Genomic DNA, 12,375 nt, shown 5'->3' with positions numbered 1-12,375 from the left:
ATGAAGTTGATCCCACAGACGATGTTCGACGTCTTCGCGCTCGCCCTGCCGCGGGGCCACGGTTTTGGCGACCGCCCGCCCATTGGCGCGTGGGGCGACGCAGCGGGGATGGTGTGCGGCATCGTCACCCAGAAGACGGAGGACGGTTCGCTCGGGATCATCGCCATGCGACGCCGCGTCGATCACGTCTGGACGGTGACCGGGGAGGAGATCGGCTTTGCAAGCCTTGAGGACGCCAAGGCCCGCCTCGAGCTCCTTTTGCGCATCGGCGCGCCCCCAGAGCCTCTCCCGCCCAACACCGCGCCACGGCCTCCGCTACACGATCTCAAGGGTCGGACGCCCGGCGATCAGTTCTCGGTTCTCCTGCGACCCACGCACCATCTCGCCGCATGGGTCCTGAACCAGCTCTATCTCGCCTTGCCCAATCCGGACCGGAACTGGGCGGGCGACTGCCAGACCCGGAACTTCCACACGCGGATGTGGGAGGCTCAGCTGCTCGCAGCCTTCCGCGAGCAGGGGCTTCTCGTCAGTCAGCCTGTGGACTCCCCGGACTTCCATATCCAGAACCCATTGGGCGGAGAGGCCTGGGTCGAAGCGGTGACCGCCAACCCCGAGGTGCCGTTCGAGCACGTCAACGCGCCGAGAAGCGCGCCGCCAACTGAGCGAGACGCGCTGTTCTTCGGACCGGCGGCTGTTCGGTTCGCCAAGACCCTCGGCAGCAAGCTGCAGCGCGGCTACGATCGGATGCCGCACGTCACCGGCAAGCCGTTCATGCTGGCGGTCGCGGACTTCCATGCGCCCGCGTCGATGCTCTGGAGCCGCGAAGGCCTGATCGGCTACCTCTACGGCGAAGGGGCGGAGGTTGCCGACGACGGCGGGCGCAAGGTGGCGCGGACCACCAGGGCGGCGCACCTGCAGGGGCCGTCGGCCTTTCCCGCCGGACTGTTCGCCAACGCCGACCACGCCGAGCTGTCCGCCGTCATCTTCTCCAACGCCTGCGCCATCTCGAAGCTCAACCGGGTGATGGTGTCCGCTGGAGCCGAGGCCAAGGGGCTGCGTTACAGCCGCATCGGGCGCTTCTTCGATCGGCGGCCGGGGGCTCTGGAGGGCGAGCCCTTCTGTCTTGACGTCGCGAGTCCGGAGTACCGCGGGCTCTGGCCCCAGGGCTATGAACCTTGGTCGGCGGAGATGGAGGTGTTCCACAATCCCTACGCCCGACACCCAGTCCCGCACGCCCTTCTGCCCGAAGCGACCCACTGGTTCGAACAGGACGGCGAGCGGGTGTGCACGTCCTTCTACGAGACCTCCATCCTCTGGTCGGAGACCCATATCACGGACCTGGACCAGCCTGCCCCGCGCCTTGAGGACTTCCTTCGCCCGGCCGCCCCGTAGCGCAAGAGCGCGGTTGGCGCCGCCGCGCGCGCCGGAACCGGTCGTCAGGCCGCCGAGCGCATGAGAATATCAGGGAACAGTGCGTGGACGATGCGGCCCTCCACGGAGCCTTGGGTGATCTGGGGAGAGGTGAGGGAGGCCCGGAGCTTGCGCGCGACGCTCGGCTTCTGCAGAGCCGCCAACTGATCGGTCGCTCCGGCCACACGCCGGATCAGCCCCGCGAACTTGTGGCGCTCCTCGCTGTTGCTGAAGAAGGTGTTGAGCATCTCGACCAGGTTGCTCTGCTTGGTCGCCACAGGCTGCCGCAGCTCCAGCGACAGGATCAGGCTGACGAGCACCGGGATCTGCAGGGTGTCGAGGTCGCGGGGCTCCACCCCCGTGAGGGCGACGCGTTCCACCAGCTCCTGCAGCAGGTCCTGCCGGGCCTGCCACGGAAGGTGCCCTTCCACGACGGCCTCTCGCCATCGACGCAGATAGTCGACGTTCCAGGGCGCGACGGCGTAGGGCAAGCCTGAGGCGGGCCATTGCAGATCAGACAGGGCGAAGATCGCGGACCGCCAGTCGCGCCCGTCCTCCCAATGGCAGCGCACGAGGAAGCGGCCTTCCTCGCGCGATTGGGCCAGGACCTGTTCATCGAGTGAGAACAGGTTCTTGTTGTGCGAATAGAAAATGTCGAGGAACGCCGTCAAAAGCAGCCGGCGAGGAACGGGCTGGAACTTCCACGTCAGCCAGACCAAGTGGTAACCCTCTCGCCCGTAGAAATGCTCTCGACTGTCGATGATCGGCAGTTGCGTGCTTGAGAGCTGGATCTCCAGCGCCAGGCTTCGGCCGTTGTTGATCGCCCGTACGTCGGGCCGTCGGTGGCCGGTCTCGCCTCTCAGATACTCGTCGATATGGATTGAGCCGGCCTCCGTCGCCGGATCGATGGCGAGAATCTCCCCGACCTGATGTTTGAGCCAGCTGTGGAGAGGGCTCTCCTGCGCGCCCTGAAACTGCGCGGCGCTGCGCTGATCGACCGTGGCGGGGTCCCCTGTCCACCAGGGGCAGGTCGTCGGCGCACCCTTGTGGTGACGCCAGTAGGGCAGGCGGGTGCGCGCTTCCTTTGGCGCATAGACGCCGTGGCCGCATTGCTCGCAGACATAGGCGGCCGCCCCTTCGCGGCGGGCGGCCGCAGCGTTGCGGCGGATCTTCTGGTAGCGGTCGGGATCAATGGCGAGAAGCTGGTCGCTGGTGATGGTCGCGCCGGTCGACAGGTCGGTGACCCGTTCCAACGTCCTTTGCGGCTTCCTGACCGTTGCGACCATGTCCTCTCCGTGTTCCCAGTATGTTCACTGCGTGATTCCGCGCAAGGGCGATCGGATCGTCATCGGTCGGAAGCGCTAGGGGCTCCGCCCCCGCGCGGGCCAGGGTGAAGCGGCTACGCCGCCGGACCGGCCGGTCTCCCCGACCTTCCGCGCCGGCGAAGGCGCGATCCTCGGAATAACGGGCAGGCTTGTGCAGGTCGGGCGATCCCCCTCCGGCCGGTCCGCCCTGGCCCTTGCTACCCCGGTCTCGCCGACGGGCAGGGTTTCAGGCGCGCAGTTCGCGTGCCTGCAACCCTTGCCCAAGGAGGCAGACATGACTGCTCAATCCATCGAAACCGCCGCGACCGAAGCGACCGCGCCGCAGCACGGCTCGGAGATCACCGTGCCGCTCAACCGGCTCAAGGCCTCGCCGAAGAATGCGAGGAAGACCCCGCACAGCCCGGCGACCATCGAGGCCTTCGCGGCCTCCATCAAGGCCAAGGGGGTGTTGCAGCCGCCCGTGGTCGAGATCGAGCGGGACGGGGAGGGCGCGCCCACCGGAAACTACCTCGTCACCATCGGCGAAGGGCGCCGTCAGGGGCTGCGGCTGCTGGCCAAGCGCAAGGCCATCAAGCGGACCCATCCGGTGCGGGTCATCGTGGACGCCGAGAACGACGCCCACGAGATCAGCCTCGACGAAAACATGACCCGTGAGGCCATGCACCCCGCCGACCAGTTCGAGGCCTTCCAGCGGCTCGCCGCCGAGAAGGGCTACGGACCCGAAGAGATCGGCGCCCGGTTCGGAGTGTCGGCCCATGTGGTGCGCCAGCGGCTGCGGCTCGGGTCGGCGGCGCCGGAGTTGATGACGGCCTATCGGGAGGGGACGCTGGCGCTCGACCAACTGACCGCCTTCTGCGTCAGCGAGGACCGCGAGCGGCAACGGCAGGTGCTGGAGCAGATCGGGCCGCACACCCCGGCCTACGCCATCCGCCGCGCCATGACCGAGGCCAAGGTCCGCGTCGATGACCGGCGCGTCCGCTTCGTCGGCGTGGAGGCCTACGAGGCCGAGGGGGGCGGGGTGCTGCGCGACCTGTTCACCGAGGACGGCGGCGGCTGGCTGGAGGATGTGGTCCTGCTGGACCGGCTGGTCGGCGACAAGCTGACCGGACTGGCCGACGAGGCCCGCGAGCGCGAGGGCTGGAAATGGGCCGAGGCCTGTCTGGACTACCCCGACGTTTCGGCGTTCGGGCGGGTCTATCCGGTGGCGGTCGAACGGTCGGACGCGGACGTCGCCGAAATCGCGGCCCTGTCCGAGGAATACGACCGCCTCGTCTCTGAAACCGACGCGGCGGAAATGTTCCCCCCCGAGGTGGACGCCCGGCTGGAGGAGATCGACAAGGCCTTGCAGGCCTTCGGCCCGGACTTCGCCTATGCCGACGAGGCCAGGGCGCGGGCCGGGGTCGTGGTGACGCTGGGTCACGACGGCCTCGCCCGCTTCGAGCGCGGACTGGTCCGCGCCGAGGACGTGCCCGCCGATCCGCCGTCGCCGTGGCAGGAGGAAGAGGCGGCGGACGAGAGTGCGGACAATTCGCCGGGCTCGGAGGCGGAGGCCGCCGAGGACGAGGCGCCCTCGGCCTTGTCGGATCGTCTGCTGATCGACCTGACCGCCCACAAGACCATGGGTCTGCGCGACGCGGTGCAGGCCGATGTGAATGCGGCGCTGGCGACGGTGGTTCACGCGTTCGCCCTGCAGGTCTTCTATCCGGGCTACGGCGTCTGGACGCCGTTGCAGCTTCGGTTGACGACGACCGGGCTGGAGCGGCTGGCGCCGGGGGTGGAGGACGGCCCCGCCGGACGCCGGGTCAGCGACCGGTGCGAGGCGTGGGGCGCGCGCCTGCCCGAGCGCCCGGAAGACCTCTGGGGCGTGGTGGCCGCGCTGCCGCCTTCGGAGCAGTTGGACCTGATGGCCTGCTGCGCCGGGGTCGGTCTCTACGCGGTGCGCGATCCGCACGACCGGCGGCCCGGCGCCTTGGCGCAGGCCGAGACGCTGGCGACGGCTGTAGGGCTCGACATGGCCGGGACGTGGACGGCGACGGCGGCCAGTTACTTCTCGCGGGTGGCCAAGGCGCGGGTGCTGGAGGCGGTGACCGAGGCCGTCAATCCGGAGGAAGCGGGCCGGATCGCCGGGTTCAGAAAGGGCGACATGGCCGAGGCGGCGGAACGGCTAGTGGAGGGTCGGGGCTGGCTGCCGTCGGTGTTGCGGACGCAGGCTGGTGTGCCTGCGGAGGCGCAGGAGGCAGGCGAGGGTGCTGACGACGAAACCCGCACCGCGCCGAACGACGACGCCTATGCGTTCGCGGCCGAATAGCCGCAGCGCACAGATCGAGCGAAAACTCGCCGCGCGCCCTTTGGGGGCGCGCGGCTTTTTCATGGCTTGATGGCGGCTCGTGACTCTGAGCCGTCGTCGATCTGGTCTGCTTTGCGGGAGCGGGTAGCTAAGCAAATCGAGTATCGAGATCTTGGGGTGCGGACTCTGTTAATTTTGACCGCTGACGCAGGTCAGTCTGATCCTTCACCCTCCGTGAGGGCTGCCTCAGCGACCCGGTTCCAGAAGGTGCAAACCGCATCGTTGTATCGGTTCATGTCAGCCTCGCTGACGATGAACTGAGACAAGGGCTCTTTCGCGGGCATGTACCAAGGGCGCAGTCGGATGATCTCGCTATCGGGTGCCCACAGTTCCGGATGGGCTTCCCAAAGTTCGGTCAGGGAACGTCCCGGACCGTGCCTCACCGCATTAGCGACGAGGTGCAGTTCCCGGAGCGTGGCGTATTCCGGGAATGTCGAGAGGCCGCATCCCCGTAGGCGGCGGACGTGCTTGTTGACCGCTTCCGGCGACGCGCTTTTCCTGAATTTGGAGAAGTCCGTGGCACCTGATGATCCGAAGGCCTGGGTTTCGCACAACCATTCCACCACGTCGTTCTGCCACTGGCCGTTCAACGTCAGGGCGATGGCCTTGAGCAGATTGTTGCTGAGGGTGGGGATCCACCACTGACCTTCGCCACCGAGGTCCTCGTAAGCGTGACGGACCGCCTCGTGGTGACCCTTCATGCTGAAATAGAATAGTTCACCCGTCCGGTTCGCATAGCGCTGGACCGCGTGATCCAGCGTCCGGGAAATCCAGTCTTCGGGAACATCGAGACGTGCCTTCGTCATTAGCTTACGGTCACAGGTCGCGATGGATCGCTCAGGGGATGCCCAAACAGAACGCCCATTTCGTCTTGGTCGATGGGGACAAGCGCCCGGATCGTTCCGAGCTCCGCGTCGGCGCAGACGCAGACATCGGCGGTCCCGACAATGAGGAAGGCGAGCGGGCGTCGCTGCTCACGTCGCGACTTGAGCCAGGACGCCCGGTCGATCACCGAGGGGGTCGGGCGGAGTTCCGGGTGGGAATGCCATTCGCCAATATGGGTTACCAGACCGCCAGACCGTCTCCATGCTGCATCCGCAAAGGCCTGGTGACCGGCTGGAGATCGCCAGAACCGTGTCGGGGACCAACGGTCGCTGTTCTGAGGAGCGGAAGCGTCGATGACATGAAGATCGCGGCCACGATAGCTCCCCAACAGAATCCCACCGACCTCGTGTCGAAAGGCTGCGGCTTCTGCGATGGCCTTGATGCGGCTCAACACCATGTGTTCGACAAGGACGTTGCGGGGGCCGAAACTCAAGTCACCGGGCCTTGGCAGGCCGGACAAAGCGGCTCGATGGGCCAGTTTCGGTCCTTCGGAGGAGCCGTATGCTCGAGATCCAGCACCCGAGTGCGGACGCGAGGACCTGGCATGTCGGGTGCCGCCGCCCATTCAAGGGCGGCTTGAACGACAAGGGTGGCAGCGAGCATCGGCGCCGGGGCTGCATAGTTGATATGAGCGCCATCGCCGCAGGTGCCGCTCTCGACCGCCGTGGTCACGCCGGGTTTGAGGGGATTGGCTTTGAGTTCGCCGTGGTTAGGCCGCAAGCACTTTAGACAGGCATGGGCTGAGCGGGTGACCAGCACGGTCTGGGCCGCCAGACCATTGCCGTGGATGGCGGCGTGGATCACCGGGGGGAAGGGCTTGCCTAGGCGGCGGGTCGTTACGGCCAAATCGTTGAGACGAAGGCCCACAGGTGTTGAGCCAGTCGCGTCGATGACGAGGTCGTAGTCTTGGAGTCGGGCTGTGACCCCGAACACGTCGGTGGCCACGCCCTCCACCGTCAGGTCGGGATGGAGCCGTCGAACTTCGGCGGCGAGAGCGCCGGCCTTGGCGAGGCGAACCGCGGAAACCGGCAGGACATGGCGGCCAAAATTGGCGGTCGAGAACTGATCGCCGTCGATGATCAACATGGGGCGCTGAGATTGACCGGCGCCGGACCTCGCCAGCTCTAGGCAGACTCGGGAACCAATTGCGCCCGCGCCCACGACTGCGACGGCCTTTCCGATAAGGGGAGAAGGCGCGCTGAGCCGGCCGTTGACCAAGTCCGGGAGAGCGACGCTGTCGGCAAGGCCACGATCGAGGGTCATCTCGTTCTCTCCGTGAGATATGGATCGGGCGCGACGATTCTGGGGCGCTTTCGCATAGGCGATCCTGGCGAACTCGGGCCATTTGAATGACGCGGCGACGACCCCGTTCTCGGCCGCAAGGATGATGTGCCCCTTGTCCACCAAGGCAGGCGCAAATGCGTGGGCGATGGCGTCCGGCTCATCGACGAAATGCGCGATCCAAGTCTTTAGCGTGGCGAGGGTTTTGCCCGGCCCTCCGCCTCGCCGAATGTCGAAAGGGCGGTTGCCGCGCAGCACATATGCCTGCCGTACATCGTCAGGCTTGTCCCGGCTCCATCGGCTAACCCGTTCTGGTGTCGTGATCACCAAACTGTCTCGCCCGCCGACCCTGTTCCAGGTGCAGCAGCGCGCGCGACCGGAGAACCCTGCGGGGAGGTCCGTATAGAGATAGGTGTCAGGGTTCCAGTAGGAGACGAACTCCCTTTGGCGGTCGGCGAGCGTGGAAGCGTGGAGCACTTGGTCGAGCGTCTCTTTGGCGGACTCGAGCACCCTAAGGATGGCCCCTCCGGCATTGTAGGGATCATATTCCTCGACCTCTTTCTCGGCGAAGCAGAGGCTGTCATCGGCGTTCAGGTGGGCCAAAAGGCGCCTGCGGATCGCGAGGTCTTCGACATAGATCTTCGGTGGCGTCGTCATCACCGGATCAGTCACGCAGACCGCGACCGCGATGGTGGTCCTCCCCGACCGGAGGTCGCCGCGATAGCGGGTGATCCCGCGTCGGCTTTGCACATAGGCGAACCCTCGCGCCTTGAGGGCGGCGTCGAGGGCCGCCCAAGCGCGGGTCTCCAGAGGCGTCACCCGGAGGTCTGGGACCCCACCCGGGGCGATGGGCTTTGCGCTGCAACGGTGGAGCGCACCTGGCTTGCGGATGCGATGGGCGACACAAGAGCGGCGTTGTCCGGCACCCGATGACCGAAGAGCCTGCGGAAGCGCTCGACGACATTGAAGATGCTGGTCTCGTTGTTGAGAGCACCGTCCAATTCACTGGCGAGGGCGCGCGCTTTGAGTTCGAACTGGTTCTGCTCGGTTGTGGTCCAGTTGTCGTTCAGGGCCTTGTCGTCAACCACCGGGTTCCACACCACGCCCGCGATCTTGGCGGACAGGGCGCGGGCCACCACCAGCAGCCCGTCGTCGTCCCGCCCAGGCTGGGGCGGGGTATTGGCTTCGTCCAAGGCTTCAACAGCGCAGACCATCAGGACCAGAGAGCTCAAACGACAGCTGTCCCAGTGGTAGTCCCGCCACGCCTTGAGATAGCGAGTAAGCCGCTTTAGGTCGGTCCAGCTGGCATGACGCGCCGCCGCATTGACGAACCAGTCCTCGAGTTCCAGCGGGTCCGACTGCTCCCAGCCTGTAGTCCGGTGGGCGACATAGATCTCGCTCGGATCGAGCCGGATTTCGGGCGGCGGGGACGAGAACGCGGAGCCGTCCATTGCGCGATTGGCCGCCGCATGAAAGGCTTTTTCAAGTAGGGCCATCTTCACGTCAGGGATGGCGTAGATGTTGAGGTCGAGGTGCGCTTCCGCATCAATCACGACCCGGACGCAGATGCTTTTGCTTGTGTCGAGGGTCCAGCCTTGGGCGTCGCAGAGGGCGCCCAGGATGCGTTCGACGATCGCGAACAGCGTGTTCGAGGCCACGGCCGGGTTGAGCCCGACGATCGACATGGGGACATACATGCCGTCATCGAGGTCGAGTTGCTGACAGGCCTTCGCGGGCTGATTCAGCGTGCCGTACGCCCAAGATCCTTGGGTGCGGAACTTCGGGGTAAAGGACAGGGCGGCGGGGTCCGGAACCCCGTGCGCCTTGACCAGAGGGACCTCGTCCTGGGTCAGATAGGCACCGGCCACCCGCAGCCCTGCACGAAGCGCGTTGCGGACCAGCTTCTGTGCGGTCTGGAGTTTGTGCTTCTGCGCGTCGGTGATAACCAGTTCGCATCTCAGGCACGGTTGATTCGCCGCCTGATGAAGAAGCCGATGTGCATTATACCGCATGTTGTTGTCCTGAGCGCGCCCGAACCCTACATCTAGGGTTAAAGATTGTGACCGCAAGGGGGCGAAATGCATTCCGTTCTGGGTTGGAAGGCTTGGCTCACGGCAGCTTTGGCGATCTGCGTCGCGATCATTGGCGCGCGCTTGTTGGTCGGAAGCGAAATCCTCCCGTCATTGCAAAGCGGTATGAGCCTGACCTCGCTTTTAGTGACGGTTTTCGTCGCGACGCCGATCTGGCGGCTGCTGTGGCTTGTCCCCTATTTTCAACGCAAGGCTCCGCAGCTTGACGGGGAGTGGTCGGGCGTGGTCGCCTCGAATTGGTCCGTCGTCGAGCGGCTTAAGGAGGCGGCCAAACAGGCTGGCGCACCCGCTCTCGACGTGGATGACTTGGCTAGGCCCTTGCCGGACTTGGTCGAGGTTCCCGTGTCGGTGAAAATCCGGACCACCTTCGCCCGGATTTATCTCGAACTCGAAAGTGCCGACGATCGCTATCAGATATCAACCCTGAAGGCCGTTGAACTAAGGCCGGCGAACGAAGCCGGGGACGCCGTCCTCAGCTATGTCTTCGAGGGGCGGGTGTTGAACCCCAAGGCCGGCGATGTCGGCTGTTTCGACGGAGCCGCAACCCTGTCCTTGCGCTCACAGGCAAGTGGAGGTCTGGCTATGGCCGGGCCGACTTGGACTAACCGGGCTTGGAGTCGGGGCCTGAATACCGCAGGTGTCCTGCGTCTCACTCGGATCCGCGCCGACTTTTGGACGCCTCTGACATTCGGCTTGATAAAGCGCTAGCAGGTCGCCATCGCGGGGTCGGGCCGTCACCAGAACGGGCCTTTCGGCCCAGCAGAAGCGGCTTTCTGAATATCAAGCCCGGTATGGGAGCGAGGAGCGCCAGATTTCGAGCCCGTGAGACTGGAAGAAGTCGCTGGCCTCAGGGGCGGCGTCCGCAGACATGGTCGGGCCCATGCCGACGCTGACTATCGCCGACGAACCATCCTGGCGGGCGAGGGGCACATCCACATATCGCGTCGGCCCGAAACGGCCGGCGCGAAGACCCACTGGAAGCGCAGGTGTCTTTTCTCCGCCCGTCCGATTTCCACCAACGTCCTCGAGTGCGCCGTCGCCATTGCGAACTAGCATCCGCGATATCCGCACTTCGCGCTCGTCCGCGAAGCCAGGGTGTTTCATCGAAAAGAGGTCGACGCACAGGCGCCGCGCATAGTCCGAAAGCGTCGGGTGATCGTCAGGATCATCCTCTAGCTGTTGCTGGACGACGCCCAAGCCGAGACAGAGCATTCGGTCGACCAAGGCTTCGTCGTAAACCACGGTCCGGATCGCGACGCCGGCGTCGTGTTCGAGATGCCGTGCGTCCAAGCCCAGAACGCACCCGCCACCATCGCCCGCGTAGCTTCGCCACTGCCCCAGATCGTCGCGCCGAGGAGTCAATGACCCGATCATGAGGCCGGTGTTTGCGGTCAGCCCCTCAAGCTCCGACACGACGAAAATGCGGGTCGTGAGGTCCGTGTAGACCTGTCGATCCCGCATAAGGCCGATCAGTCGATCACGAGCATACGAAAACTCCGAAGCGTCGTTCAGCGCGGTATACTCGGAGAGCCGAAAGGTCCGGTTTTCAACGATCGCCCGCGCCGCCTCGATCGAGGTGTAGTGGTATACGACCGGACAGTGGTCCGAGCTGAAGTCCCAAGGCAAGGCCATGCGGAAGTTATGACCTGCCGTTGCTAAAGAGAATATGGCTGGAAGGGATTGGAAGTGTCGCTCACGCAGATCCGGATTTGACATCCGCTATAGAGCCGTCGCTCTTGGTTCGCTTGTGGCGCTCTCCGCAGTACCCAGCGCAATGAAGGCCGCTGCATTGTCGGCCTCCCGGCGGCAGGTCCTTCAAAAACAAGATCGCGCTTCGGGGAGCAGGGCGTCAAACCGCTTCGAGTTGCTGAACCCCGGACTTCCGATGCCTACTCAATCTCCAATTGGACACGGGCGGGTCTACGCTTCAGCTTGACCGTATGTATCTAACTGAAGCTCAAGCCCGCGCTCGCGCTGGCGTAGCAGAGGACGAGCCCGCTCATGTGCTGGCGTTCGCGCTCGCTCTCGACTCCGCGCTGAGCGCCCTGACAGATCGCTTCGACATTTTCCTCTCCCATTCCGTTCGGGACGCTAGTCTCGTCATGGGGGTGAAGCGGATCCTGGAGGAGGCCGGAAAGACCGTCTACGTGGACTGGATCAGCGATCCGAACCTTGACCGAAACGCAGTCACCGGCGCTACGGCAGAGAGGTTGCGGCATCGTATGAGGAAGTGCGACGCCTGCTTCTATCTCTTTTCCCGACATTCGAGGCGGTCGAGGTGGATGCCGTGGGAGCTCGGTTTTTTCGACGGCCATAACGGCAACGTCGCGATCCTTCCGCTGATCCCTCCAACGGGCGAACTCGACTTCACAGGCGAAGAGTATCTAGAGATTTATCCCAAGATAGACTTCGCAAACCTAAGCGGCAGCCCCAGCATATTCGTGAACCAAGTACGACGCACGGAGATGGGGTCGTACAAGTCCTATGATGAATGGCGGCGTGGCGCTGATAAGCTTAGACCCACGACCTAGCTACCCACCCGTCAGCCATTTCCGGAGAGGCGTTGCGGTGTTCGCTTTGTGATTTAGTACCATCCAGATGTCTTGGTCGCTGCCCTTCATCTGGCCCCAAACGATCCGGCGATAGAGGCCCAGATATTCCCATGAGGCCCAGGTCGAGTCGTGCAGATCGTCCGAGGACGGAAACAGAGCGATTTGTCCGAGGCCCTTGTAGCCGTCAGCCACTCCCAGCTCCCAAGGCACCCAGCGCGACTCCTTACTGTTCTTGCTCGTCAGAAGAACGAACCTGCTGCTCTGCTTGATGCGAGACTTCAGCAAATTGGCGGTTTCGTCCGTGGTGTAGGGAGGCATCTCCGGGTCGATTTCATCGATGTAGACCACGGCGCCGTGGTTCTGCAGGACGATCGTGGCACCCACGACAAGATCCTGGTCCTTGCTGGAGTGGGACAGGAAAGTTGAGCCGGCAGGGCTTCGCGCCGAAGCCGTGCGAAGCACGGAGGCCTGTTCGGTCAAAGTGA

The 12,375-nt window shown here is 64.8% G+C and carries 11 protein-coding genes; 4 read left to right on the top strand and 7 right to left on the bottom strand.

Annotation, left to right across the window (positions count from 1 at the left end; all coding sequences use genetic code 11):
- On the top strand, window positions 1-1,392 hold the full coding sequence (locus KY493_RS08465) for a hypothetical protein (RefSeq protein WP_255567832.1): 1,392 nt from the start codon (window positions 1-3) through the stop codon (window positions 1,390-1,392).
- 44 nt (window positions 1,393-1,436) lie between these two features.
- On the opposite strand, the gene KY493_RS08460 is transcribed toward KY493_RS08465, so the two are convergent.
- Entirely contained in the window at window positions 1,437-2,696 is a 1,260-nt protein-coding gene (locus KY493_RS08460) for a DUF6035 family protein (RefSeq protein ID WP_219895941.1), read from the bottom strand.
- 313 nt (window positions 2,697-3,009) lie between these two features.
- Between KY493_RS08460 and KY493_RS08455 the strand changes: the two genes are divergently transcribed.
- Window positions 3,010-5,043, top strand: coding sequence for a ParB/RepB/Spo0J family partition protein (locus KY493_RS08455; protein ID WP_219895940.1), 2,034 nt, complete (start codon window positions 3,010-3,012; stop codon window positions 5,041-5,043).
- 191 nt (window positions 5,044-5,234) lie between these two features.
- On the opposite strand, the gene KY493_RS08450 is transcribed toward KY493_RS08455, so the two are convergent.
- From KY493_RS08450 to KY493_RS08435, 4 genes are read right to left on the bottom strand one after another with little or no spacing between them, the layout of a single operon-like run.
- On the bottom strand, window positions 5,235-5,888 hold the full coding sequence (locus KY493_RS08450) for a hypothetical protein (RefSeq protein WP_219895939.1): 654 nt from the start codon (window positions 5,886-5,888) through the stop codon (window positions 5,235-5,237).
- Entirely contained in the window at window positions 5,888-6,364 is a 477-nt protein-coding gene (locus KY493_RS14630; protein ID WP_081602746.1) for a Mov34/MPN/PAD-1 family protein, read from the bottom strand. The genes KY493_RS08450 and KY493_RS14630 overlap by 1 nt, the downstream gene beginning before the upstream one ends.
- A gap of 32 nt (window positions 6,365-6,396) precedes the next feature.
- Entirely contained in the window at window positions 6,397-8,067 is a 1,671-nt protein-coding gene (locus KY493_RS08440; RefSeq protein ID WP_003169300.1) for a ThiF family adenylyltransferase, read from the bottom strand.
- Complete coding sequence (locus KY493_RS08435) at window positions 8,064-9,260, bottom strand: cyclic GMP-AMP synthase DncV-like nucleotidyltransferase (RefSeq protein ID WP_112862343.1); 1,197 nt, start codon at window positions 9,258-9,260, stop codon at window positions 8,064-8,066. The genes KY493_RS08440 and KY493_RS08435 overlap by 4 nt, the downstream gene beginning before the upstream one ends.
- A gap of 66 nt (window positions 9,261-9,326) precedes the next feature.
- On the opposite strand from KY493_RS08435, the gene KY493_RS08430 reads away from it, so the two are divergent.
- Entirely contained in the window at window positions 9,327-10,046 is a 720-nt protein-coding gene (locus tag KY493_RS08430) for a hypothetical protein (protein ID WP_054765677.1), read from the top strand.
- 72 nt (window positions 10,047-10,118) lie between these two features.
- Here the strand turns inward: KY493_RS08430 and KY493_RS08425 are convergent, their stop codons facing one another.
- Entirely contained in the window at window positions 10,119-10,970 is an 852-nt protein-coding gene (locus tag KY493_RS08425; RefSeq protein ID WP_054765678.1) for a DUF2971 domain-containing protein, read from the bottom strand.
- Between the two features lie 371 nt (window positions 10,971-11,341).
- Between KY493_RS08425 and KY493_RS08420 the strand changes: the two genes are divergently transcribed.
- Window positions 11,342-11,869 carry a toll/interleukin-1 receptor domain-containing protein gene (locus KY493_RS08420; protein ID WP_054765679.1) on the top strand — a complete coding sequence of 176 codons (528 nt, stop codon included), beginning with the start codon at window positions 11,342-11,344 and terminating at the stop codon, window positions 11,867-11,869.
- Here KY493_RS08420 and KY493_RS08415 read toward each other — a convergent pair whose 3' ends face one another.
- Window positions 11,870-12,370, bottom strand: a complete 501-nt coding sequence (locus KY493_RS08415; RefSeq protein ID WP_197273301.1) for a toll/interleukin-1 receptor domain-containing protein — start codon at window positions 12,368-12,370, stop codon at window positions 11,870-11,872.
- Between the last annotated feature and the right edge of the window lie 5 nt (window positions 12,371-12,375).

This window comes from Brevundimonas sp. PAMC22021 (assembly GCF_019443405.1).
Taxonomy (GTDB): Bacteria; Pseudomonadota; Alphaproteobacteria; order Caulobacterales; family Caulobacteraceae; genus Brevundimonas.
Note: the sequence above shows the minus strand (reverse complement) of the source record. Positions and strands in the feature narration are given on the sequence as shown.

Bases quoted from the DNA above. Each gene is read 5' to 3' on its own strand.
- KY493_RS14630 (WP_081602746.1), bottom strand. From the start codon at position 6,364: ATGGTGTTGAGCCGCATCAAGGCCATCGCAGAAGCCGCAGCCTTTCGA.
- KY493_RS08450 (WP_219895939.1), bottom strand. From the start codon at position 5,888: ATGACGAAGGCACGTCTCGATGTTCCCGAAGACTGGATTTCCCGGACG.
- KY493_RS08425 (WP_054765678.1), bottom strand. From the start codon at position 10,970: ATGGCCTTGCCTTGGGACTTCAGCTCGGACCACTGTCCGGTCGTATAC.
- KY493_RS08460 (WP_219895941.1), bottom strand. From the start codon at position 2,696: ATGGTCGCAACGGTCAGGAAGCCGCAAAGGACGTTGGAACGGGTCACC.
- KY493_RS08465 (WP_255567832.1), top strand. From the start codon at position 1: ATGAAGTTGATCCCACAGACGATGTTCGACGTCTTCGCGCTCGCCCTG.
- KY493_RS08430 (WP_054765677.1), top strand. From the start codon at position 9,327: ATGCATTCCGTTCTGGGTTGGAAGGCTTGGCTCACGGCAGCTTTGGCG.
- KY493_RS08455 (WP_219895940.1), top strand. From the start codon at position 3,010: ATGACTGCTCAATCCATCGAAACCGCCGCGACCGAAGCGACCGCGCCG.
- KY493_RS08435 (WP_112862343.1), bottom strand. From the start codon at position 9,260: ATGCGGTATAATGCACATCGGCTTCTTCATCAGGCGGCGAATCAACCG.